This window comes from Exiguobacterium sp. SH3S1 (assembly GCF_004337105.1).
In the GTDB taxonomy this organism is placed as follows: domain Bacteria; phylum Bacillota; class Bacilli; order Exiguobacteriales; family Exiguobacteriaceae; genus Exiguobacterium; species Exiguobacterium aurantiacum_A.
Window position 1 is genome coordinate 1 of record NZ_SJUW01000010.1, and the last position, 25,091, is coordinate 25,091.

Annotated in this window: 20 protein-coding genes and 1 pseudogene; 8 read left to right on the plus strand and 13 right to left on the minus strand. The window is 46.8% G+C overall.

The genetic code is table 11. The annotated features are described in order from the left end of the window. Positions 1-496: 496 nt before the first annotated feature. The gene (gene htpG / locus EVJ26_RS11150; RefSeq protein WP_131469561.1) at positions 497-2,365 is read left to right on the plus strand and encodes a molecular chaperone HtpG; all 1,869 of its coding nucleotides are present in this window, start codon (positions 497-499) and stop codon (positions 2,363-2,365) included. 46 nt (positions 2,366-2,411) lie between these two features. On the opposite strand, the gene EVJ26_RS11155 is transcribed toward htpG, so the two are convergent. The 7 genes from EVJ26_RS11155 to dcm form a co-directional block, all read right to left on the minus strand. Next, positions 2,412-3,434, minus strand: coding sequence for an HNH endonuclease (locus EVJ26_RS11155; protein ID WP_131470453.1), 1,023 nt, complete (start codon positions 3,432-3,434; stop codon positions 2,412-2,414). A 72-nt stretch (positions 3,435-3,506) separates the two neighbouring features. Further along, positions 3,507-4,013: an HIRAN domain-containing protein gene (locus EVJ26_RS11160; RefSeq protein WP_131470455.1), complete on the minus strand. Its 507-nt coding sequence runs from the start codon at positions 4,011-4,013 to the stop codon at positions 3,507-3,509. A gap of 49 nt (positions 4,014-4,062) precedes the next feature. Beyond that, positions 4,063-5,490 (minus strand): 3'-5' exonuclease, encoded by a 1,428-nt coding sequence (locus EVJ26_RS11165; protein WP_131470457.1) that lies wholly within the window; start codon positions 5,488-5,490, stop codon positions 4,063-4,065. A gap of 15 nt (positions 5,491-5,505) precedes the next feature. After that, the gene (locus tag EVJ26_RS11170) at positions 5,506-5,709 is read right to left on the minus strand and encodes a hypothetical protein (protein ID WP_131470459.1); all 204 of its coding nucleotides are present in this window, start codon (positions 5,707-5,709) and stop codon (positions 5,506-5,508) included. Then, positions 5,687-8,305, minus strand: a complete 2,619-nt coding sequence (locus EVJ26_RS11175) for a hypothetical protein (protein WP_131470461.1) — start codon at positions 8,303-8,305, stop codon at positions 5,687-5,689. The genes EVJ26_RS11170 and EVJ26_RS11175 overlap by 23 nt, the downstream gene beginning before the upstream one ends. After that, positions 8,298-11,267: a UvrD-helicase domain-containing protein gene (locus EVJ26_RS11180; RefSeq protein ID WP_131470463.1), complete on the minus strand. Its 2,970-nt coding sequence runs from the start codon at positions 11,265-11,267 to the stop codon at positions 8,298-8,300. The genes EVJ26_RS11175 and EVJ26_RS11180 overlap by 8 nt, the downstream gene beginning before the upstream one ends. Before the next feature lie 315 nt (positions 11,268-11,582). Beyond that, a complete protein-coding gene (gene dcm, locus EVJ26_RS11185; RefSeq protein WP_131470465.1) occupies positions 11,583-12,917 on the minus strand; it encodes a DNA (cytosine-5-)-methyltransferase in 1,335 nt (444 codons plus the stop codon). 142 nt (positions 12,918-13,059) lie between these two features. Between dcm and EVJ26_RS11190 the strand changes: the two genes are divergently transcribed. Both EVJ26_RS11190 and EVJ26_RS11195 read left to right on the plus strand, forming a co-directional pair. Continuing rightward, positions 13,060-14,430 (plus strand): Sau3AI family type II restriction endonuclease, encoded by a 1,371-nt coding sequence (locus EVJ26_RS11190; protein WP_131470467.1) that lies wholly within the window; start codon positions 13,060-13,062, stop codon positions 14,428-14,430. Between the two features lie 55 nt (positions 14,431-14,485). Further along, positions 14,486-14,932 (plus strand): very short patch repair endonuclease, encoded by a 447-nt coding sequence (locus EVJ26_RS11195; RefSeq protein WP_131470469.1) that lies wholly within the window; start codon positions 14,486-14,488, stop codon positions 14,930-14,932. Positions 14,933-14,945: 13 nt separating this feature from the next. On the opposite strand, the gene EVJ26_RS11200 is transcribed toward EVJ26_RS11195, so the two are convergent. Next, positions 14,946-15,632 carry a BglII/BstYI family type II restriction endonuclease gene (locus EVJ26_RS11200; protein ID WP_131470471.1) on the minus strand — a complete coding sequence of 229 codons (687 nt, stop codon included), beginning with the start codon at positions 15,630-15,632 and terminating at the stop codon, positions 14,946-14,948. A gap of 324 nt (positions 15,633-15,956) precedes the next feature. Between EVJ26_RS11200 and ahpC the strand changes: the two genes are divergently transcribed. Both ahpC and ahpF read left to right on the plus strand, forming a co-directional pair. Beyond that, positions 15,957-16,520: an alkyl hydroperoxide reductase subunit C gene (gene ahpC, locus EVJ26_RS11205; protein ID WP_016510347.1), complete on the plus strand. Its 564-nt coding sequence runs from the start codon at positions 15,957-15,959 to the stop codon at positions 16,518-16,520. 12 nt (positions 16,521-16,532) lie between these two features. Then, the gene (gene ahpF / locus EVJ26_RS11210; protein WP_131470473.1) at positions 16,533-18,056 is read left to right on the plus strand and encodes an alkyl hydroperoxide reductase subunit F; all 1,524 of its coding nucleotides are present in this window, start codon (positions 16,533-16,535) and stop codon (positions 18,054-18,056) included. Between the two features lie 14 nt (positions 18,057-18,070). Here the strand turns inward: ahpF and EVJ26_RS11215 are convergent, their stop codons facing one another. Further along, complete coding sequence (locus tag EVJ26_RS11215) at positions 18,071-18,484, minus strand: hypothetical protein (RefSeq protein ID WP_131470475.1); 414 nt, start codon at positions 18,482-18,484, stop codon at positions 18,071-18,073. A gap of 142 nt (positions 18,485-18,626) precedes the next feature. Here EVJ26_RS11215 and EVJ26_RS11220 point away from each other — a divergent pair. Beyond that, a pseudogene (locus EVJ26_RS11220) lies at positions 18,627-19,463 on the plus strand (aldo/keto reductase). A gap of 73 nt (positions 19,464-19,536) precedes the next feature. Next, entirely contained in the window at positions 19,537-19,950 is a 414-nt protein-coding gene (locus tag EVJ26_RS11225; RefSeq protein ID WP_161567619.1) for a DUF4304 domain-containing protein, read from the plus strand. Here the strand turns inward: EVJ26_RS11225 and EVJ26_RS11230 are convergent, their stop codons facing one another. The 3 genes from EVJ26_RS11230 to EVJ26_RS11240 are packed head-to-tail and all read right to left on the minus strand — an operon-like array spanning position 19,951 to position 22,193. Beyond that, positions 19,951-20,766, minus strand: coding sequence for a MetQ/NlpA family ABC transporter substrate-binding protein (locus tag EVJ26_RS11230; protein WP_070328009.1), 816 nt, complete (start codon positions 20,764-20,766; stop codon positions 19,951-19,953). It lies immediately after the preceding gene. Positions 20,767-20,791: 25 nt separating this feature from the next. Further along, complete coding sequence (locus tag EVJ26_RS11235) at positions 20,792-21,454, minus strand: methionine ABC transporter permease (protein ID WP_071398721.1); 663 nt, start codon at positions 21,452-21,454, stop codon at positions 20,792-20,794. Next, entirely contained in the window at positions 21,447-22,193 is a 747-nt protein-coding gene (locus tag EVJ26_RS11240) for a methionine ABC transporter ATP-binding protein (RefSeq protein ID WP_131470485.1), read from the minus strand. Before EVJ26_RS11240 ends, EVJ26_RS11235 begins: the two co-directional genes overlap by 8 nt. Before the next feature lie 189 nt (positions 22,194-22,382). Between EVJ26_RS11240 and EVJ26_RS11245 the strand changes: the two genes are divergently transcribed. Continuing rightward, the gene (locus EVJ26_RS11245; RefSeq protein WP_131470487.1) at positions 22,383-24,167 is read left to right on the plus strand and encodes an SLC13 family permease; all 1,785 of its coding nucleotides are present in this window, start codon (positions 22,383-22,385) and stop codon (positions 24,165-24,167) included. Between the two features lie 48 nt (positions 24,168-24,215). On the opposite strand, the gene EVJ26_RS11250 is transcribed toward EVJ26_RS11245, so the two are convergent. Then, positions 24,216-24,959 (minus strand): hypothetical protein, encoded by a 744-nt coding sequence (locus tag EVJ26_RS11250; RefSeq protein ID WP_131457778.1) that lies wholly within the window; start codon positions 24,957-24,959, stop codon positions 24,216-24,218. Positions 24,960-25,091 lie beyond the last annotated feature (132 nt).

Sequence of the window (25,091 nt, forward strand, 5' to 3'; positions counted from 1 at the left end):
TGGCGCGAAACAAAACGTCAGACCTGAAAGGCATGACGTTACAGAGCGTGATGGCGATCATCGCGGTAAACCTGAAGCGGATCATCACCCTCTCAAAAGAAAAAACAGGATAAGGGCAAGGAAAAAGAGCGATTGTCCCGACTTGAGTCGGTCCAATCGCCCTTTTTTCTGTTCACGCTCGGATAGAGCGGAGGTTTTTCAGTGCCCTCCAGTTGAAGGGGCTTGATGTTTAGGCAAAAAAAATGAGCACCTCTCTAAAGAGGTGCTCTCGAAAAGTCTACCGCGTCGAACCACGCTCCACAACGTGCTCCCGAAGGAATGTCCGCCGTCTTACATAGACCAGCTCATCGCATGTACTCAACAATACTCGAATGATGCTTCGTCGTCAATCTTTTGTTTTCATCCGCCTTGACATCTCTCCAAAAATTAGGATAATGAAGAGTGTTAGCACTCTTGTATACAGAGTGCCAAAATCGAACGACAAAGGAGAACGGTCATGACAAAGAAACAGTTTCAAGCCGAATCGAAACGAATTTTAGAGTTGATGGTCCACTCAATCTATACACATAAGGACATCTTCCTGCGTGAGCTCATCTCGAACGCGAGTGACGCCATCGACAAGATGTATTACCGCGCCCTCTCGGACGAGGCGATCGACTTCAACAAGGACGACTATTTCGTCAAAGTCGAACTCGACAAAGACGCACGCACGGTCACAATCCGTGACACCGGGATCGGGATGACGGAAGACGAACTCGAATCGAACCTCGGGATCATCGCCAAGAGCGGTTCGCTCGCGATGAAGCAGGCGACGAAGATGGAAGAAGACCACAGCTTGATCGGTCAATTCGGCGTCGGTTTCTACTCGGCGTTCATGGTCGCCGACCGTGTGACGGTCCGGACCCGTTCCGTCGACAGTGACCAAGGATATCTGTGGGAGTCAGACGGCATCGACGGCTATACGATTGAGCCGACGTCTAAACAAGAGATCGGAACCGAAATCGTCTTACACTTGAAAGCCGACACCGAAGACGATACGTATTCTTCGTTCTTAGAGGAATATGAGATCCGCTCGCTCATCAAGAAGCATTCGGACTTCATCCGCTACCCGATCAAACTCGACGTGACAAAACACCGTCCAAAAGACGACTCGGAAGAATTCGAGGACTACGTCGAAGAAGAGACGATCAACAGTATGGTCCCGATTTGGCGCAAGCGGAAGAACGAACTGACGGACGAGGACTACACGGCGTTCTACCACGAGAAGCGCTACGGTTTCGACGAGCCGCTCAAACATCTCCACTTGAACGTCGACGGTTCGATCCGCTATCAGTCGATCCTCTATATCCCATCGACGGTCCCGTACGACTACTACACGAAAGAGTTCGAGAAAGGGCTCGAGCTCTACTCGAACGGCGTCTTGATCATGGAGAAGTCGCCTGACTTATTGCCGGACTACTTCGGTTTCGTCAAAGGGATGGTCGACTCGGAAGACCTATCGCTCAACATTTCCCGGGAGATGTTGCAGCAGGACCGCCAACTGCGCGTCATCGCTAAGAACGTCAAGTCGAAAATTAAAGGCATGCTCGAGAAGATGCTTCAGAATGAGCGCGAGGACTACGAGAAGTTCTTCGACGCGTTCGGCCGCCAAATCAAGTTCGGCGTCTATGACCAGTTCGGCGCCGCGAAGGATGAGTTGAAGGACTTGCTCTTGTTCCACTCGTCGAACGAGAAAAAGCTCGTCTCGCTGAAAGAATACGTCGAGCGTATGAAAGAGGACCAGAAGTACATCTATTACGCGACGGGCGAATCGATCCATCGTATCGACCTTCTCCCGCAAACGGAACGTTTGAAAGAAGAAGGCTTCGAGATCCTCTACTTCACGGAAGAGATCGACGAGTTCGCTATCAAAGTGCTCCAGTCTTATGAAGACAAAGAGTTCAAGTCGGTCGCGAGCGGTGACCTCGGTCTCGATGATGAGGCGGCGAATTCGCTCAATGAAGACAATAAAGACTTGTTTGCCTTCATGAAGACCGAGCTTGGCGATCGTGTCAAAGAAGTGCGCGCGTCAACTCGTCTCAAGTCGCATCCGGTCTGCTTGACGGTCGCAGGTGACGTCTCGATCGAGATGGAGAAGATTATGAACACGATGCCGAACGGCGGCGGCATGAAAGCAGAGAAAGTGCTCGAAGTGAACGCCGACCACGCCATCTTCCAAACGTTGCAACGCGTCTATACGGAAGACGAGGCGAAAGCGAAACAATATACCGATCTTCTTTACCAGCAAGCACTCCTCATCGAAGGGTTACCGCTTGAAGATCCGGTAGCGTATTCGAATGCAGTATGTGCGTTAATGGCAGAATGATTGAAAGGCAGAGGGCGGTTCAACGCACTCTGCCTTTTATTTTTTGTCATTGAATATCTGGGAAGAAATCAATTCTATCCCAATGTCTTTTTATATATTCTATTGCGGGAAACTCTTGACACTTTTTAATCCTTTTATATTCAAAGGGAAGGAGATTTGTAGATACCCAAAAACTTTTATCCTCTGTCCCAAAATAATTTTTGTTCACCCGGATCCTATATTGTTGATCTAGAGTGAAAAAACCTAGTTCAAAATCAGCATCATGAAGTTTACACAGTGAGAGACCATTCCTAACATCTCTTCTCGTTTGAACATCATCGCTCCACCGTACGATATGTGCCCCCACTAGATGTCTCCCATCATTAAACCGACAATCAGGAAAACAACACTCAGAATTAAAATTCTCTTTCACCTGTCGAGAAAATTTTTGTTGCCCTATTCTTGCTTTCATCTCTCGAATCAATTCACTATTCAATTCATGGTTCTGAGGTTTAACTCCCGACTCGTACGATAACGTCGACTCTTTTATCTCTAAATCTTTACGTATCTCAAACAAAACGTTGAATAGTTCATTATCTACTTTTGAAAAGTAAGCACCCTGTACAATTCTAAGACTATTTTGTCTTTGACAATAGAAGATAGTCTCTTTGTGACCTTTGTCTTTACGGTTATTATTTTCGCAGTAAGTAACTAGTGGTTCCTTATTGAGTTCAAAGATTTTTTTTAAAGATATTGCATCCTTAAACTTTTGATAACTTTGTAAAGGTACCGTATAGAATGTATTGCAGTATTCGTATTGAGAATGAGGAGCATGTGTCTTTACAATATTACATTTACTCATTGCTAAGGAGTAACCGATAAACCTCATTTCATCTTTATTTTTTGAAGCATCTTTCACGAGATGAAGTATGATATCGCCCTCCTCTACCTCAAGAAGAGATTCCCAATATGCAGATTTCCTTATCGATGTACTATTCTTGTATGCAGGACTCCATAGCATTTTTGAAAATTTGAAGCTCTCTCTTATACCTTGTTCTTTACTGAGATCTCTCATTTCAATCCAAACCATACAAGTCACCTCAAAATTAAGTATAGAGTGCAAAAACCTCAGTTGAATTATCGATTTTTAAAAATATCCGTTTCACAGAGAGTAAACACGAATCTCTAAACCTCTTGGATAACTTCCTCCTGTTTTTTGTATTATTTCAGCTTTGAAGGTTACCCTTTTGTCCATTAAAGGGGCTAATTCTCTTGCAATTCCCCTTGGAATCCAACCTAAACTGCGATTTTTACTATCGTACACATTGATAGCATTCTTATCATGTGGATTATAAGGTTCTCTCTTCAATCTTATATTTTCATTTGTATTTGTTTCGGCTATCAATTTCTGCCTTCCTTCGAAGGTGACACCAGCTAATCTTATAATCCTGTTTACTTTTAATTCATTCGTTTTTGAGGTTTGTGTTTTTAATTCCGGGAAAAAATCAGAAAAATTCTCATTCGTATATTTTTCATTTCGATTTGTTCGACCATTAGTATGATGTGGATGTTGTCGATGTGTTTCCTTTGTTCGCTTCGACCTATTTTTATTTTTTCTGTCTTCAAGAAGAGCCCATACTATGAAGGCAACAACAATAAACTCTAACAATCTTCCACCCCATTAAACAAAGTATGCCTGTTACAAGTATCGTTAAACCTTACTGATAAGCAATGAGATTATAAGTGCCTCTCTCAAACTCATCCATAAAACGACTCATCTTGTTACCATATCCAGTAATGAACAATCTAGTCTTCGCCCGGGTCATCGACACGTACAAGAGCCTTCTTTCTACTTGGATAGCGTCCTCAACTTCCTCTTCCGCTTCTGCTCTTTTAAGACTCGGTAAATTTTTATCTGTGAAACGTGGAATAATGACTACATCAAATTCAAGTCCTTTTGCGGAATGCATTGTTACGAACTTCACTCCAGGTGTTAAGCAACTTCCGTTTTCTTTTTCAATATGCTCATGAGGAATGCTATAAGGCATCATCCCCTTAAGCTTCTTGAGGTGCATTTTATGTCGGCATAAAACACCGATAGTGATATCTTTATCTGATGTCTTATTCCATAACTCCTGAACAAGCTTCAGGATACCCTCATATTCTTCTTCGTGCTTGCCATACTGATGAATTTCTGGTAAAAAACCACTACTCTTTTTAGGTACGATTAGCTCCTCACGAGCCTCTTCACTGTTTTTTGAAGAATTACTATTCAAATCTTTGTTGTAAAGCGGGCGTGCCATCGTGACGATTTCCTGACATGATCGATGCATCTCTTCTAAATGTTTTGTCCGCCCGCCAACAATGTTGATTCCGACACTTCTCCAAGTGAAATCTGTCTTATAAATGCGTTGACCGATATCCGCAGAAATGATTAGACTCTTTGGATTCAACTCTCTCAAGACGATGAGCTGAACTTGTGTTAAGTCTTGCGCTTCGTCAATCATCACGTACTCATAGGATTCTTTTGTTTTAACGATATCAAGATTTTGGTGAAGTTGGATGCCATACTCATCAAAAGGAATGATAGATGCCATTGTTAAATTTTTATCAAACTGTTTCATGAAGGTGTATACTTCTTTTCGGTCCGATTGCTGAAGGCTGACCATCCGTCCGCTCCGGCGTATGTTCAAATACTCATCCTCGGAGACGATACCTTTCCCTTTGATCCATTCAATTTCGTCTTTCAAGAACGATTTGAATTTGTCATCACTGTAAAAACGGTGATCTTTCGTTTTCTGATTCTCGTAACAGTTATCGAAGAGCTTATCCACTTGATAAGAAGAGGAAGAAAATTTCCCTTTAATCTGTCTCAAATACTTGGATGCCCAAGAATGAAAGGTTCGCACTTCTAAATTACATTGGCTATATCCTCTGTCGGCTAAATATTTTTGGGCATAGGCGGCCAACGTCTTGTTATATGTAATCAACAAAATTTTAGCGTTGGGGTTTGCATGTAAGATTTTTTCAATCTTCATCAAAAGAACGGTCGTCTTCCCACTACCTGGCGCCCCCTTGATTAACACGTGCTCTGCCTGAAAGTTAATTGCATCGTTTTGCTGCTTTGTAACGGTTATTTTAACCATGTGATCACTCCATCTTTAAAAAAAGTCGTCTTCAAAAAAACTCTTGCGTCTTTGTTCCTCTAGTTCTTGTTCCTGCTTTTTCAAAACACTTAAATCGGTGATTTCCTGCCGAATTCCTTGCGGCTCCCTTTTCACAAGAGGTGTCATCCATGCCGAGATGAACTCTTTACTCAAGGCTTCGAACATTTCATGATTATTAGTTTTCATCATCGATTGCATAATTCCCCTCACGACATATCTCTAGAAACTCACAAAAGCGACAATGGTTTCCTGGGTTAGCTAGACTATCAACGGATTGATCAGGTTTCTTGTAAAACAACCTAAAATTCTTTAAAGAGCCGTTATAGCTGACATTTTCTATTTCATAGCGGGACTCTCGATATCGGGTTGGTTCCTGTTTAACCTCCTCCAAAATCAACTTTCGGTATGCGCCGCTCAACTGTGGGAACAAATAAGAAACATACGTCTCAGTTTTGCCCCAGTCTTTAAACACATTGTGAACACTTCTAAGCATCTTCTTATAGAGTAGCTGCTGATGGAATCGGGACGAGTAAGTTCCAAAGTCATTCAGGATATAAGAAAATGTAGCGCGTTGTGGACATTGATTGGTCTCATCTTGTAACAGTCGATGCTCAAAATTTGGTAAGACAATGTCGTTAGTCCTTGTTGATAAATCGAATTCTTCATCTTTTAGTTCTGGGAGCTCTTTGTTGAAGTCAGCCACTTTGAAATAGTGAGCCATATCTAATTCGTAGCCCGTTTCTAAGTTCCTCACGTACGAAACCCTTACGTCATTTGCGCCAATTAACAATGTATACAATAAATATCTAGTTATGGCCCCGGATAGGTTCTTCAACTCTTTGAAAAGATGTAGCTCTGACCTTGAGACGCTCAATTCATCGATTGTTTTACTCGAAAGTGGCCAGATCTTATATTTGGTGTTCATCGGTAATGCATCCGCATCAATAAATCCGAGATGAATATTTCGCTTTTGCTTGAACGCCATCCCATCTGCGACGAAGAGCGCTCCAACCTTGTCTATCATCTCGTCTTCATCATCATAGCTTTGTAGTCCTGATTGAAGATAAAAACGCAGACCATCCATGATGTCTAATAGTGAGAACTTTAAGGTCTCATCTTTTAGTTCTTCAAGCTTCATCATCAGGTCTTTTAGCAGGACCACTTCTTCTTCATGACGTTTCTCTTCAGCCGAGACGCTGACATAGGTCTTCAGCTTTTCAAGGTGCTCTCCAATCTTGACATCAGTTTCGATTTCAAATAGTTCATGGACCATCCGCCCAATCATATGAAGGCCCTGTTGGATAACCTTCATATCCTCAATGCTGACTTTGAAATAAGAAAGTTGTTCTAGAGGTCTCCCATGCAGGCGATGGACACGACCTTCAGGTAAAGGACGTAGTGATTCCCATCTCTCCTTTTCTTCAATCAAGAAATTTATCTTTTCAAGCCACTCTTCTATCGTCAAATATTGTGCGTCTCGTCCATCGAGAAATCCCTCACCGAGATAAAAATAAGGGAGGAGTTGATCTAACTGTTTCGTGTACAAAGACATGTTGATTTTGGAACCATCTATTCCATCTACATAAAGATGTCCACTGTTGAATAACCTCTGTAATACATCTGGTCTTAATATTCTTTCGATGACTGAAGAGTTTTGATGCGGTGTCTTCTGTTCTGTGTACAGATTGTGCAGTTCGAATAGAAAACGGCCAATCGGATAATCAATTAATGATGGCGCTTTTTTTTCAATCAACCCTGCATAATATAACTGTTCTCGTACTTCCCCGCCTCGACAAGAAATGAAGTGCTCATACTTATGCTCTTTTTCGCGCTCTCGAATTTCCCGTTCCTTTGAGAGAAACTCTAACATGTTCGAGTATACGGTCACTTTTCCTGGTTCGGTTTCTGTGAACGAATGGAAACGACGACCCTCAAGTCCCTCTAACAGCTGTACCGAGTATGGATGTTGAACAGTAGGTTCGTTGAAAGAAGCCGACCAAGGCACTTTTTCTTTCCAGAGAAACCGTTCTACCGTTTCGTAGGTGTGAGGTAGAAGTTCATCATAATAATTCACGAATATCAATTCGAATTGTTGTTCTAAATGCTTAAAAAAATACTCCTGTAGCGGGGTAATGAAATAAAATCCATGTAAGACTATCTTTCTTTTATTTAATGACGCTTCAACCTGATCATCAATTTTATCTTCTTCACCAATGTTAAATTGATGCAGATTATTCTTGGTTTTCGCATTACGTTGCAAGAATTTTTTCACGAGATTGGTGAAATACTCAGAGTTTGATTCTAGTTGCTCTTCCCATGCAATCGGTCGTATGTCATCACGCATTTCACTTAATATGTCGTGCAGCAATGATTCTTCATCACTTTTATCGGCAAGGGTTGAAAACACATTGTCTAACCGCAACTCTTTTAACAATCGGATTGTATAAATCAGTTCTTTTCTATTTTTCTCGAACGATAAAATATGTTTTCGTATTCGAACATCAGCATTCGACGAAGATTCCCATCTAGCTCTGAGAACCTGTGAAATCTCTAAGTATTGACGCATTTGATTCTTTTGATTACTCCAAACATGGCCCTGTACCTCTTCCAACAATGGATTGATTGTTAGAATCGGTGCTTTTAGCCACTGATAGATTCTTAAATTTTCATTAATCGATTCATGAAGCGTAGGTGTCGCCGCGATATGGAGAACATCGTTAAATTGTTTTTGAAACTTTGAGTCCTTCCATGTCAAGTCACTTGGCACCCGGTAAGTCAGTACCTGTCTATTCATTTGACGTTTCCTTTCGTAAAGCCATTCGTATCAATTTTTCCCACGTATCCTTATCCCATGTTCCTTTAGGTATATGAGGTCGATCCGCGTTGATCCACAGCCGCTGCTCGGCTCGCGTCATCGCAACATAGAGAAGCCTTGTTTCTTCGTTCAATGTCTCGGTGATATCCTCGTTTTTTATCGTTTGAAAAGAGGCCGTATTGAAAACTTCACCATTTTCCTTAAACTGAAAAGACAGCACCTTGGCAGGACTGCTCGACTCTTTAGAAGCGAGAAGTACCTTGTGTTGATAGCCTTGTATCAAACTTGAATCGGTAAACGGAATGAACACGGAATGAAATTCAAGTCCTTTTGCCTTGTGGACGGTCATCACCCGAATGATCTTATCTCCTTTGATATCTTTTTTATCGATATTCGCTTCATCCTCATCACGGTTCGTCGCTAATTGGATTCTCAACCAATCATATAAAGCGACAGGATTGTTGACCTCGCTCTTCAGACGTTTAATCGCAATGTCTAAAACTTTATACAAGTTTCGTTCATATTGGATGAGTTCATGGGGTTGGTATCCTTGTGCCCCCATGATGCGTTTATACGGGAGCTCCATCACAACGTTTTGAAGCACTTTGTAAAAAGGCTTTATCCTTAAATCTTCTCTTGCCTTACGCAACCACTGCCATCTTTCGTCACCGAGAGTCCGAGTCATCTCTGAAGTCAGTTGGTCAGTGTCACCTTCGTACTGAATCAGATGATTAAAATCAAAAGGATCTTCAACGAAAGCAGATTGATAAAGAGCAAAAAAGCTCTCCGGACAGTTTTCGTTTTTTAATATACGAATTAAGAGCAGGAGGTCTTTCGCCGCCGAAGATTTGAATAGCCCCCCGCCTACAGTAACTTCGTATGTCAAATCATCTCGGTCATTTTTCCTTAGGTCCTTTAACAACTCTTTTATAGCTATAGCTTCTTTGTTCTTTCGTACTAATATACCAAGTATCGATTGCTCTTTATTGTCTGATGGCAGCGTGTCATACATATGAAGAATGATATCTTCGAGTTTAGGTTTTTTAGTTGTCGAGATGTGTAGAATCTCTTCTTCATCAACTCTGGAAGGCAGATAGGAGACTAGTCTACCCGTGTCAACACCGTTTTTCATTTCATTAGGTAAGCGGCCATTCTGTTTCCATGCCTTGAAGAGTCTTTCCATTTCCTCTAGCAACAATTTCGAACTTCGATAGTTGATTGTCAATTCATAGGAGAGGAAATCATTCTTTAGTCGTTTTAAACTCTCGAAGGCTGTATGACTCGCACCACGAAAACGATAAATCGCTTGCTTGATATCTCCTACCACGAACAACTTGGCTTTTAGTGAATTTGACAAAGACACAATCAATTCGATTTGAGGATCATCTGTGTCTTGAAATTCGTCAACAAAGATATAATCGATGGCAGGCTCTATCGCCAGTTGTCGGTTACCTTTAACAACGGTCAATAAATCTCGTTTTATGTCCGACAACGTTAGTGAATTGTCTCTCAACTTCTCTTCCTTAATTCGACTCGCCATCCGTTCAATCACATACTGGGTCGCTTGCTGATACTTCATGTCTCTTGGACTGTCTTCTGCGGGATCCCAGATAAGAGAGTCATTGTCCCCGCTCAAGCCTTTTTTATCTAACTCGCCCTGTACATGTATGAAAAACTTGATCATCTTGTACTCTTCGACATCAGAAAAATAAGGCAATTCCTCGTCTTTGACTTCTTCTGTAAGGTACCTTGCGAATTCCTCTCGAATGATTGTTTCTGTGCGATATTTGTACGAAGCGACTGCAATCGTATTCCCCCAGCCCTCTACCACACCTAATTGTTCGAATAAATACTTGGAAAAAGCATCTATTGTCATGATTCGCATACTATTAACTTGCTCCATCAAATCTAGATATTTAGTCATATTCGTCGTCTGATAGTAAGATTGAAGACGTTCTTTTATTTTCTTTCGCATGTACGCCGCAGACTCTCGAGTGAACGTGATCATCACGATGGAATCGAGCCTAACATCACTTGTATGAATTAAATACATGATGCGCGAAATCATGGTGGTTGTCTTACCACTGCCGGCACCAGCGTTCACTAAAATATCAGCAGTTGATGGGGCATGCTCGACATAATACTGTCCCCAGTTGAATCGGGAACTCAATTGGTTGTTTACTATGTAACGTTCACGTTCCGAGGATATCCGGCCATTTTTAATCAACAGCGTCTCATCAACTTCTTCAGTAAGCTCGTGTACTGTAAGATTTTTTTGATTTTCTATAATACTTGTATTTCTTGTCATTACGTCAACCCTTGTCCCTTGTGTTGCCCATTTCTTCAGCTTGTCGATCCGACTCCTCGAGAGCTCATTTTCAATCAATAAGATTGAATAGGGAATTTTTTCACCAGTATCGACGACCTCTTCGTCTAGATGAGGTGACAATGATAAAAATTGTTTTGGAACTGCGGAAGAATCGATTTTATCCGAAGACTCATTCATTAAAACTTCAGCGATATGCTCAACGTCTGCACGACTGTATAATTTATAAGTCATATTTCCGATTTTAGACACCCTTGATTGAGGTCTGGCTAATTTCCCATCCAACGGAAAATAATATTCTTTTATCCCGGATTGAATCGATCTTGTTTTAAGAGCATTCGCCATTTTCAAGGCTTTAGTTTCTTCATTTCCAGAGAATAATTGAATTCCCATGGCTACATCATTTTTTTTCACAATGATATCAAGCTTCATTTGAAGATCAACCTCTTCGTGGCTGATTACTTCATCAAAATGACCAGACTCTTGGAGCAGAAGCGCGAAATGGAAATCTCGAACCAAACCAAGGTAAGCTAGATGCGCCGCGCGTTGAACATGATGCTTCACCAACTCCCTTTCGTTTACATTTGAAAGGACAGATGAAGAAAAATGATTCATAAATTCAGTGACACTTGGCAATCTGTTTGATGATAATATTTGTTGTCTTAGCTTCGACAAAAAGCTAGGGAGTCCAAATGTTGTAGAGTGATGCACTTCAACAGGAATTGTCTCTGGTATACTCAAGTATTCGGAATAGGTATTATCTAAAAACTCCTCTATATGTCGCGAGGACTTTAGAATAGAAAGTACTGAGCGCTTTATCTTAAACTACCACCTTCACATATTTTTTACTTAATTATACAATAACAAACATGGGTATACTTTCTAAACTAAAAACAAAAAACTCCCATTTAAATTAATGGGAGTTTTTTGTCATTTGAAGTTATTATACGTACCTAGCAGTTGCATCTGTTTCGCTTCCTGCAAGATGTTTTGATTGTCCTCTTGTTCATGAACCTCTGCAATCCGATGGCCCATCCGTTCAATCAATCCGACGACGAGTGCGTTCCCCATCGTGAAGTAACGTTTGCGATCGGTCATCGTCTCCGTCCATCCATAAGGGAATCCGTTCAATCCTTCGCACTCTTCGGGACGCAAATAACGTAGTTTCTTTGTATATGGGTCCTCGATGACGTGGCTCGAACGGTTACACGTTCCTTCGCTCGTCAACATTGTCCGACCCGGAAGTTCGAGGGAGTCCGGATAAGACATGCCACCTTCGGCATAGATGTAGACGTGCCCGCTCGCCGAGGTCCGCTCAATCTTCTTTGGCCCTTTCAGGTAGGCCAATTCTTCCTGTTCGTTCCGACCCGATTTTTTAATCGTATCAATGTCCAAGTAATATTGCTCCGGCGCGGGTCCAAACTGTTCATAGACTTCTTGCACGACTGCTCCGAGCGTTTTAGGCGTCTCTCGTTTCGGTAGCGTCTCTAGCGTCGTCACTCTACTACCAGTCATGATGCCCGCGTTGCGATATGTTGCCGAGAACGTATCAGAAATCTCGACAATATCCTCCGGGAGTTCGAAATCTGCCCCCGGGTGCTTCTCGCTCGTCAGTTCGTGTACGTGGAAGGCCGGTGCAAAGAATCCTGACTCGAGTAACCATTCTTCCGGGTTCGCTTTCCGCGCCCGTTCTGAGTGGTTCAAATCTTCACGTGTCGCGAAGATGAAGATGCGGCGGCGACGTTGCGCGAATCCATAATCGGCCGCATTGATGACGCGCCATTCAACCGTATAGCCTTGGTCGGCGAAAGCACGAAGCATGACGCTGAAGTCACGACCACGTTGTTTGGCCGGAGATTTCATGAGTCGATCCACGTTCTCCAATAGAACGTAAGGTGGTTTCTCCTGCTCGATGATGTTCATGATTTCCCAGAACAGGACGCCCTTCTTCCCTTGGAGTCCTTGCTCGTTCTTCAAGCTGCGCGACACGCTATAGTCTTGGCACGGGAAGCCACCGACCAACAGATGGTGTGGCCCGGCCTCCATCCAAGACAAAGCGATATCCTCATTCATATGCATGCCTCGCCCTTTAAAACGTTCGGCGTAGCAATCGAAGGCCGGTTGACTCTTCGTCGCCGGTTCCCATTGATTGCCCCAAACTACATCGAATTTGTCCGATGTAGGCTCGGCATTCACGTCTTTAATTCCTTCAAGTGCGATGCGGAAACCTCCTACACCAGCAAATAACTCAACTACTTTAATCAATGGGAACACCCTTTCGTATTTTCTATCTTAAATTTACTCTATTTTTTATATTTACTCAATGGAATTAGTGTATCACGAACAGTGAAATCGATCAACCGATACGCTATAATGGTTATAAATGTAAATTTCAGGAGGTCTTTTTTTGCGCTACGAAACGATACAAGAGCTTATGGATAAAGCGAGAGAGGCTGAGGGGAAGACTTTCGGCGAAATCGACACGACCGGACGCATCAAGAACGTTCGGTCGAAAGGCGCCCTCGGACATATCATCGAGGAGAGCCACTTCGGATACCCAATCAACTCGGATGCACGACCTGACTTCGAGGAGCTCGGCATCGAGTTGAAGGTCACACCTTTCAAGAAAAATAAGAACGGTACATATTCATCAAAAGAACGGCTTGTTTTGAACATGATCGACTATCATAACGAGCACGGATATTCATTCGAGACATCGAGCTTCTTATCAAAAGCCACGAGCATGCTCATCATGCTTTATCAATATGAGCCGGACATCCCCATCGACGACTATCGCATCTATAAGGCGTTCTTGAACGAGTTCTCCGAAGAAGATTTAGATGTGATGCGTCAAGATTGGGAGACGATTGTCGCAAAAATCAGACGTGGGGAGGCCCACTTGATTTCCGAGGCCGATACGATGTACTTGTCTGCTTGCACGAAGGGAGCGAACGGCTCTGTTGTCCGCAGCCAGCCATTCTCAGAGCAACCCGCAAAACCGCGCGCCTTTTCTCTCAAACCCTCTTATATGTCGGGACTCGTCCGCAAGTACTTGACCCCAGAGCTGATGGAATCGATTGCCTCGCACGGGGAGTTGAAAGAGATGTCCCTCGAACAACTACTCGAGGCAAAACTCTCCCCTCATTACGGGAAGACGATACCCGAACTGTGCGAAGAGACGGGTATCCCATATAACACGGGCAACAAAGCGATGATTCCGCGAGTCATGGCAAAACTCTTAGGGGTTCGCAAGACAGATTTATCTAGCATCGAGGAGTTCGCAAAGGCTAACATCAAGTTCAAGACAATTGCTCGAGAATCGGACGGCAAGATTCGGGAACACATGTCATTCGGAAAAGTCGGTTTCGACGATTTATCTCGAGACGAATGGGAAGAATCCGACCTATACGACACGTTCGCCGAACAGAAATACCTCTTCCTCGTCTTCCGATATGATGAGGAATATGTGCCCAAACAAAAACGTATCCCTCGTTTCGAAGGGATACGCCTTTGGAACATGCCGCTCGACACGGTCGATGGTGAATTGAAGTCAATGTGGCTAGAGGCTAAACACATTGTTCACACTGGAGTGAAACTGACCCCTACAGGTAAGCGAGTTAAAAACAACCTTCCCGGTCCAAAATTCAATCGTGTGGCACACGTCCGCTCAAAAGCTCTCAATGGAAAAGATAAAGTTCGACTCCCGGACGGTCAATGGATCACGAAGCAATCGTTTTGGTTGGATAAAAATTATATCCAACAGATTCTAGACGCTTAACATGAGTACCTCCTTCCCTCAAGTGGAATCTTCTCATTAGAGGGAGGTGAAGGGCATGGCCAGAAATGTACCAAGGGCGTCGAGTCCGGCCGTCTTTAAAACGATGAGCGGGAATCGCGGGAAAGACACGAAGATGGAAGTGAAAGTCCGGAAGGCTTTATGGGCGGCCGGATATCGTTATCGAAAGAACAACCGGAAGCTATATGGGACACCCGACATCTCGTTCCCCGGGCTTCATGTCGTGATTTTTCTGGACTCCTGCTACTGGCATGGCTGTCCCCTTCACTTCAAACTACCGAAGACCAACGCCGAGTTCTGGCGCCAAAAGATTGGACGTAATATCGAGCGAGATGCTGACGTCACACGACATTATGTAGAAGAAGGTTGGATCATCCTCCGGTTTTGGGAGCACCAGGTCAATGAAGATTTTGATCACGTGATCTACACCATCACTCATTTCGTCGATATGGCCAAAAACAATCGACATAGACCAAGTGGTTGATGCTTCAAACGCATCAGTCTAAATCCTCGTCAAACAATGGTTCATCATAGGTCTCTATCGCATCATCGACAATCTGGTTCGTGTAGAATTCCTCTACGCGGCCTCTTTTTTCGCCATTTTCGTTCAAATACTCAGCAATCCTAAACGTCTCAGGCGCCTCGAGTCCGATGATGACGATTGGTACGGTTAGTTGCGTGTTCAACGGCTTCAAATGGTGGATGTACTTCTCAAACGTCCCGATGGCGTTGTCGAAGTTCCCTGCACGCTGAAGTCGTTGGGTCGCGCAGATGATCACGCCAACCCTTGTTTGGATCGCTTTTTCTACATGGTTCAGTTCGCTTGCAATGACCGGTTTCAACAGATTCCAGGCAATCGTACCCGAATGGTTGAATCCGACCTCTAGCGAAATATTGTCTTTGGCAAAATCGAGGCGCCACACATTCTCGGAATAGTCACGGTCTTGAAATATCGGACTCTCACTCGCCCATCCCCTTTTTAAAAACTCTGATTTGAACAGCTCATTCAAGGCCTTGGATAGACTTTTGTTCTTGCTCGCGTACTTCTCCTCGAATTTCTTGATGATTGCATCATCACTGATCGACTGGATGATGTCATGAATTTCTGACCAGATTTCCGTGAATGCCGCATCATTTTTTAGAATGGTTTCTCCAAATCGATGTGAATGGATTCTATATTTCAATTGATTCACTCTTCTCTGTTAGTAATTGATAATGACATGCCTCATGGCGAGAATGACATGCTTCTCTTCATTCAAATCGAACTCTCGACCCTGCTAATAACTTTATCAGGATACATGATTGAAAACAAAAGCACATTTGATTTGTAATCGCTTTCTTTGCCTTTATCAAGCCTTTTATCCATTTAACGTTGATGAATCAACCTTTTAGGCAGCATGCATACGTCTTGACAATTTCGTCTGGTTATATGAAATTAGTATTACATTATAATTATTCTAGTAGAGATACAATTCCGCTAGAGTAAAAACCCAAGGAGGACATACCCCATGTCATTAATCGGCAAAGAAATCTTACCATTCACAGCACAAGCGTTCCAAACAGGAGAATTCCTCGAAGTATCAGACAACAACCTTAAAGGTCAATGGAGCGTCGTTTGCTTCTACCCGGCTGACTTCACATTCGTCTGCCCGACTGAACTTGAAGACCTTCAAAATGAGTACGCGACATTGAAAGACCTCGGCGTCGAAGTCTACTCAGTGTCTACAGACACACACTTCACGCATAAAGCTTGGCACGAAACGTCAGAGAAAATCGGTAAGATCGAATACATCATGATCGGCGACCCGTCACACACGATCTCACGCAACTTTGACGTCTTGAACGAAGAAGATGGCCTTGCTGACCGCGGTACGTTCATCATCGACCCAGACGGCGTCATCCAAACTGTTGAAATCAACGCTGGCGGCATCGGCCGTGACGCGAGCACGCTCGTCAACAAAGTCAAAGCAGCACAATACGTCCGCAACAACCCAGGCGAAGTTTGCCCAGCGAAATGGGAAGAAGGCTCAGCGACACTTCGTCCAAGCCTCGATCTCGTTGGCAAGTTGTAAGGAGCGGATTCCATGTTAGAAGCAGATATTAAACAACAACTAGATCAATACTTGCAGCTCATGGAGGGCGACGTCGTCCTCCGTGTGAGCGCTGGCGACGACGCCGTCTCAACCGAGATGCTCGACCTCGTCAACGAGCTCGCAAGCATGTCGTCACGTATCTCCGTCGAAAACGTCACGCTCGAACGCACACCGAGCTTCAGCGTGAACCGTCCGTCTGAAGAGACGGGCATCGTCTTCGCCGGAATCCCGCTCGGTCATGAGTTCACGTCACTCGTCCTCGCGTTGCTCCAAGTGAGCGGCCGGGCGCCGAAAGTCGACGCAGATGCGATCAAGCAGATCCAAAACATCCAAGGCACGTACCACTTCGAGTCGTACATCAGCCTCAGCTGCCATAACTGTCCGGACGTCGTCCAAGCACTTAACGTCATGAGCGTGCTCAACCCGAACATCTCACACACGATGATCGACGGCGGCGCGTTCAAGGCAGAAGTCGAAGCGAAAGAAATCATGGCCGTCCCGACCGTCTTCTTGAACGGAGAAGCGTTCGGTAACGGACGGATGTCGCTTGAAGAGATCTTGGCGAAACTCGGCACAGGTCCTGACGCTTCGGCGTTCGAAGACAAAGAAGCGTATGACGTCCTCGTCATCGGTGGCGGTCCGGCTGGTGCAAGTGCGGCCGTTTACGCGGCTCGTAAAGGCATTCGTACCGGCATCGTCGCTGAACGCTTCGGTGGTCAAGTGATGGACACGATGGGCATCGAGAACTTCATCGGCACGTCGTACACGGAAGGTCCAAAACTCGTCGCGAGCTTAGAGGAACACGTGAAAGCATATGGCGTCGACGTCATGAATCTTCAACGCGCGAAGCGCCTTGAGAAGAAAGACCTCGTCGAAGTCGAACTTGAAAACGGCGCGATCCTGAAGAGTAAGAGTGTCATCTTGTCGACAGGGGCACGCTGGCGCAACGTCAACGTCCCAGGCGAAGCCGAGTTTAAAAACAAAGGTGTCGCCTACTGCCCACACTGTGACGGTCCACTCTTCGAAGGCAAGCGTGTCGCGGTCATCGGCGGCGGTAACTCTGGCGTCGAGGCGGCAATCGACCTCGCCGGCATCGTCAAGCACGTCACGGTACTCGAGTTCGCATCTGAACTGAAGGCCGACCAAGTACTTCAAAACCGTCTTCACAGTCTCCCGAACGTGACCGTCGTCACGAACGCCCAGACGACTGAAATCACAGGTACGGACAAAGTGAACGGGATCTCGTACATGTCTCGTGAGACGAACGAAACGCATCACGTCGAACTTGAAGGCGTCTTCGTCCAGATCGGCCTCGTCCCGAACACGGACTGGCTCGATACGGTTGAACGCAACAACTTCGGAGAGGTTATCGTCGACCATCATGGTTCGACGAACATCTCAGGCGTGTTCGCGGCAGGCGACTGCACGAACAGTGCCTACAAACAGATCATCATCTCGATGGGCTCTGGTGCGACAGCCGCACTCGGTGCTTTCGATTACATGATTCGCAACTAATAGGAAACGCGTCCTCACATTAGAGGACGCGTTTTTATAATGTCTCCCGAATCTGGTAGAAACAAGACGTAGTCTCCCGAATCAATTTCAAACAAATATGCACGGTTTGGCTGGAATGGGTTCCATCCCTCGTTCACCACCCCAACATCGTTCAAATACTTTACGTTCTCGTGCTGATTCTTTAATTCCAATTCCGCATCGAGCACTGAGTAGCTTGGTAACCCGAAATAGATCGCACCAGCAATCAATACTGAGATTAAGCCCCCTCTCCTAATCCGATGACGTTGATCCAAATTTTCCATTCCAATCAACGTCACAACAATCATGCTGATCGCCATTCCGAACGCCGCCGAATTCCCGTACCAAGCCTCATTGACGAACATCATTCCCCCAATCGTCAATATTCCAAGTATCCACCACCACTTCATCTCCATCACCCCACTTCAATTATCCCAAAAACAGGAAAATAGGCAACGTCATTTTGATTTACTCTAACCGATTCAAACGTTTCATTCCCCGGGAAAGTGGAATAGCCGACAAGAGAACGGATTTTGAATGATGAGGCATTTTATGAACATTCCGACCATCAAACTACACGACGGTTACGAGATGCCGGCTATCGGACTCGGCACCGTCTTCTTACGAGGTGAGGCCGGTGTCGACGCCATCACGAGCGCGATCCGTAACGGTTATCGTCTCATCGACTCAGCGATTCGCTACGATAACGAAGGCGCGCTCGGGGAAGCAGTCCGGCAGTCCGGTATCCCGCGTGAGCAGTTATTTTTGACGTCGAAACTGCGTGGTCAATATTTCGATTATGATGAGGCCATCAATATGATTCAAGAGTCGCTCTACCGGGCCAACCTCGACTATTGGGACTTATTTTTACTCCACTGGCCGAACCCGAAGCAAGATAAATACGTCGAGGCATGACGCGCGCTCATCCAAGCGAAAAAGAACGGATGGATCCGCTCGATCGGCGTCTCGAACTTCATGCCTGAGCATCTCGATCGCTTGATCGAAGAGACGGGTGAGACACCGGTCATCAACCAAATCGAGCTCCATCCCTACTTCTCCCAAGTCGAGCAACGTCAAGCCGACAAAGAGCGAGATATCGTCACTGAGGCGTGGAGTCCGCTCAGCCGGGCCCGGACCGTCATCCATGATGAGACGATCACCGAGCTCGCCAACCAAAAAGGCAAGACCGTGCCGCAGGTCATCCTGCGTTGGCACATCCAGCTTGGCGTCATCCCGCTCCCGCGTTCGTCGAGCGAGCTACACCAACAAGAAAATCTCGCCATCTTCAACTTCGAGTTGACCGAAGACGAGATGGAGACCATCAATGCGTTGACGAAACCGGATGGCCGCATCGACAATCAAGACCCGAGAGAGTATGAAGAGTTTTAACAAAACAGGATTGAGCGTGCGCTCAATCCTGTTTTTCTATATATTCGAACTAAACCACTCAAAGGAGAATCTTATGCTATCACAACAACGAAAAAACATGATTGTCATCCTGAAACGAGAGGTAGTTCCTTATTTACGGTCGCATCAATTCAAAGGCTCGTTTCCTCACTTTCGGCGCGTTCAATCAGACCAGATGGATTTAGTCACCTTTCAATTCAATCGTCATGGTGGCTCGTTCACTGTCGTGTTGGCTCAAGCCCCGGCCACTGTTTTTCTGACACCTTGGGGAGAACAAATCAGCCCACAAAAAATGACCGCCCACGATGTCGACGTCGACGCGCGACGAAGACTAGGCAGTCATTCTCCATATGAAGACGGTATTTGGTTCTCTTACGAATCAGCTCAGTTGGAACAAGACTATATACGCGTGGCGCACCAAGTCATTGATTCGTTTAAACAATACTATTCACGTTGGGCGAAAAATTAATTAAAACGCCGGGATCGCCGTTTCGTCGTAATTCTCTTCTAAGAACGCACGGACTTCGTCGCTCGTGAGCGCTTCACCGAGTTTCTGGATCGCTTCATCGTCCTTGTTGTCTTCACGGGCGACGAGCGTGATGGCGAAGTCGTTCTCGACCCCTTCCGTCAAGAGCGCGTCGCTCTTCGGTGTAAGGTTGAGCGGTGCCGCGTACGCCGGCGTCATGAGGACCGCGTCGACGTCGTCATAGGCACGCGCGAGCATGAGAAGGTCGACCTCTTCAAACTTGAGGTTTTTTGGGTTGTCCGTGATGTCCGCTTGCGTGTAGTACGAGCCATTCTTCTCCCCAAGTTTGATCACGTCGTGTTGCGCGAGGAGTGAGAGTGACCGGTCGATGTTCGAGACGTCGTTCGCGATTGCGATCGTCGCGCCTTCTGGGATGTCGTCGATGTTGTCGTACTCTTTCGAGTAGACGCCGTAGTTGGCGAAATAGATCGGTTCGATCGGGACGAGGTTGGCGTCATTGCTGCGGTTGAACTCTTCCATGTACGGGACGTGCTGGAAGAAGTTCGCATCGACTTCTTTCGCCGCGAGCGCCGTGTTCGGTTGCACGTTGTCGCCGAGGACGACGATTTCGAGTTCGATGTTGTCTTCCGCGAGCTGGTCTTTCGCGATCTCGAGCATGTCGGTCATCGGCGGGATGAGCGAGGCGACTTTGAGCGTCTGCGGCTCGTTCGTCGGTGCTTCCGTCGTTGTTTCGTTGTCAGTTCCACACGCCGCGAGGACGAGTGTGAGTGAGGCGAAGAGTGCCATTAATTTTTTCATTGATTTTCCTTCTTTCTGTAGGTGATTAGCGTTTATCGATGACCCGGGCCACCGTCGTACCGGTGAACTGAATCAGCTGGACGAAGACGAGCATGATGAAGATCATATACAGCATAAGCTCCGTCTTGAACTGTTGATAGCCGTAGCGGATGGCGAAGTCGCCGATGCCGCCGCCCCCGACCACCCCCATGATGGTCGAGTACGAGATGAAGCTGATGATCGACGTCGTCAGCCCGAGGACGAGTCCGGACCGGGCCTCGACGTATAAGAATTTGAAGATGACGTCTTTGATCGACGCCCCCATCGATACGGCCGCCTCGACGACGCCGCGCGGGACGTCTAGGAGCGACTGTTCGACGAGACGAGAGTAGTGGGCGATGGCGATGATCGCGAGTGGCACGGTCGCTGCCGCCGTCCCAAGCGCCGTTCCGATGATGAGCCGCGTAAATGGAATCAAAAACACGACGAGGAGCAGGAACGGGAACGAGCGGACGATGTTGACGACCAAGTTGAGCACCGAGAAGACGGCCCGATTCTCGAGCAACTGCCCTTTCCGGGACAAGTAGAGCCACGTCCCGAGCGGTAAGCCGACGAGGACGGCGGCGAGGATCGAGACGCCGACCATGATGAACGTCTCACCGATCGAGCGCCAAATCTCGGTCTGATATTGAACGAGCACGTCAGGCATCCGGCTCACCCGCCTTTCGCAACTCGTTGACGAACCAGGCCGGATTATTGTCGATTTCCGGGACACCACGCGGGACGAGACCGAGCGTCTCATACACCGATCCATCCGCCATGACGGTCACGCGGTCACACACTTGCTTGATGACGTCCATCTCGTGGGTGACGATGACGATCGTGACACCGAGCGCCTCGTTGATCGACTTCAGCACGCCGAGGATCTCGGCCGTCGTGTTCGGGTCGAGCGACGAAGTCGGCTCGTCACACAACAAGACGTGCGGTTCGTTCGCGAGCGCCCGGGCGATGGCGACGCGTTGCTTTTGCCCGCCACTCAGCTGGGCCGGGTACTTGTCCTTGAACGACTCGAGTCCGACGAAGCGGAGGCATTCGAGCACCCGTTCCTCGTGCTTCGCTTTTGGTCGCCCGGCCAGTTTGAGCGGGGCGACCACGTTGTCATATACCGTCTTGTTGCCGACGAGGTTGAACTGTTGAAAGATCATCCCGATGACGTGTCGCTGTTCGCGAAGTTGTCGGCTCGATAGACTCGTCAGTTCGTTCCCATCGACCGTGACCGTCCCTGCGTCCGGCGTCTCGAGCAAGTTCATCAGGCGCAGCAGCGTCGACTTGCCGGCACCGCTCGCACCGATGATGCCATACATCTCGCCTCGTTCAATCTGGAGCGAGACGTCACGGACCGCCTCGTCACGACCAAACTGTTTGCTTACATTCGTTAACGTGATCATAGACCGTCCCTTTCTTTCATACTGAAAAAGTGGATGATAACCGTTCTTCATTTTAGCGAACTAAAGAGCAATTGTCAGTTGAGGCGGCTCATCAAAATGGTTCGGTTTGAGCTTGAAGTACGTTTTACTTCACTTTAAGCCTTCTAGACACTTATAATAAAATTAATAAATACCACAGGGGGTATGTGAATGACTACCGAAATACTATTGACCTTCGCTGTCTTGGCGCTAGCGATCGTCTTATTCGTCACCGATAAACTCCGGACCGACCTCGTCGCCGTCTTGATCATGGTCATCTTGCCATGGACCGGTGTCATCACGGCTAATGAGGCATTTTCTGGATTCGCATCAAACGCTGTCATTTCTGTCATCGGGGTTATGTTGATCGGTTACGGGGTCGAACGTTCCGGCATCATGACCGTCGTCGCAGAGTTTATCACGAAACGAGTCGGGGTCAAAGAGAAGAACGTCATGGCAACGACATCGACAACCGTAGGACTCATCTCGGCGTTCATGCAAAACATCGGCGCGGCCGCCTTATTTTTACCGGCCTTGAAGCGGATCAGTAAAAATGCCAACATCCCGGCTTCCAAGCTGATCATGCCGATGGGGTTTGCCGCCATTCTCGGAGGAACGTTGACGATGGTCGCTTCGGGTCCGCTCATCATCTTGAACGACTTGTTGACCGAGTCCGGGTTTGACGCTTTAAACTTGTTCGCTGTCACACCAATCGGTCTCGTTTTGCTCGCGACCGGCATCCTCTACTTCTACTTCGCGGGCGGCCTCGTCTTGCCGAAAGCGTCCGGGGAAACGCAGACGACGAGTGCTTCTTTCATGGAAGAAACGCATCAATTGACGACCGACATCCATGAGCTCGACGTCAACGCTCGCCTTGCCGGACAAACGATTGAACAACTCGATATTTGGTCGACGTATGGGATCAACATTCTCGCACTTCGCGAAGGTGAGAGCCACGTCTATGGCCCTTGGCGCAAGACTCGCCTCGCCATCGGGCAGACGCTCGCCACCCTCGGAACGGACGAGGCGATCAGTCGCTTCGCGGCCGATTATGAACTGACCATCAAATCTGAACTTGAATACTTCGCTTCGCTTGAAAATGAAGACGAGAGCGGGTTCGCTGAGATCATCATCCCGCCGACGTCGCCGTTCATCGGGAAGACGCTCCGCGATATTGGCTTCAGAAAAAATTTCCGACTTGAGCCGCTTGCCATCGTCGGAAGCGACGGTACGCAGACAAAACTGGAAAACGTCCCGTTCGAAGCCGGCATGCAACTCGTCGTCTACGGCAGCTGGAAAGATTTGATCAATTTGCGGAACGGTCGCGAAGTCGCGATTTTAAGCGATGTGAAAGCACCCGAACTCGCGCCGCAGCAAAACAAGAAAAAGCCAGCCTTGTTTTCAATCATCGTCGCCCTCGGTCTCGTCTTTCTCGGTTTTCCACTGTCGCTCAGCTTCTTTACGGGAGCCCTGCTGATGATTTTACTCGGTGTCATCCCGAAAGATGAGATTTACCCAGCCATTGACTGGAAGACCGTGTTCTTACTAGCCGGGCTCATCCCGCTCGGTATAGCCTTTGAAAAGAGTGGCGCTGCCGCTTATACGGCGGATGCCATCGTCAATCTCGTTGGCGGGTGGAGCACGCTCGCAATTCTATTCATCATCGGGATCATCACGATGTTCTTCTCACTCTTCATGTCAAACGTGGCAGCGACCGTCTTGCTCGTCCCGCTCGTTCTGATGATGGCCGATACGTTCAACATCGATCCGATCGGTCTCGCGCTACTTGTCGCGGTATCGGCTTCGAACTCGTTCATTTTACCGACCCATCAAGTCAACGCCTTCATCATGGGACCGGGTGGTTACCGCAACGCGGACTATATGAAGGCCGGAGGAGTCATGAGCCTCCTCTTCCTTGTTGTCTCGGTTATGATGATTTACGTATTATATATGTAACATTCCAAAAGGCAGAAAGCGCGATCGCGCTTTCTGCCTTTTGTGCACTCAAATCGGGTGACGCTTGAAATGGTCGGCGATATGAGACCGCATCGCGTCACGGTTCTCAGCGAAGATACGATGTCGGTGTCCGTTTCCGCCTGACGGATGCGGAAACCCGCTCACGACACGTTCTGGTGCGACGAGTCCTCGAGCGACGAGCGTCTCGACGGCCCGACGCACGTTGACACCCATCGGTAAAATGAGCGCATCTTCGAGGACGGCCATCTCGTCGGCGAAACTTCCCTCGACGTATGAACGGAACAGCTCCGTTCTTAACATGTCCGGACTCGAACCGTTATAGTTCTTGCCTTTATAGAAGACCGGATAAGGCAACACAGCGGTGTTCTGCACGAGATGGTTCGCCTCACCGAACAAGTCGAGCGTCGATTCGATTTGGAGATGGTGATGCAAGTCCAAGTCGTCGAGCATCGTCACCAAGTTCTTCCGAATCGGCCCTGAGAAGCTGCCGCGCTGTTTGACGGCCTGGAGCGCTGCTTCATCCGAGGCGTCAGCCAAGTCGCGGATCGCCTCGAACGACTGTCGCATTTGATAGAGACCCGGCGTGATGCCAGCAATGACGATTTTAGCATTCGGATTGATGTATTCGAACGGGGCATAATAAATGGTCAATTGCTTCTTCGGGTCTTCCTCGAGAAGGAACATCTCGCTCTTCAACGTCGTTTCGTCCATATCAGGAAGCTCAATGATTTTCTGTTTATAGGCTTGAAACAGGTCGGTGCGTGTCGGCACGATTCATCCCCCTTTCGTGTTCTGTCTCATACTGTTTCCCGAAATCTATATGTGAAAAAAGTTCATGAAAGCGACAAGATTCCGCCGTTAGTTAAGCGTTTTCATTCCCTTTTTTATGCTATTCTTTTCTTA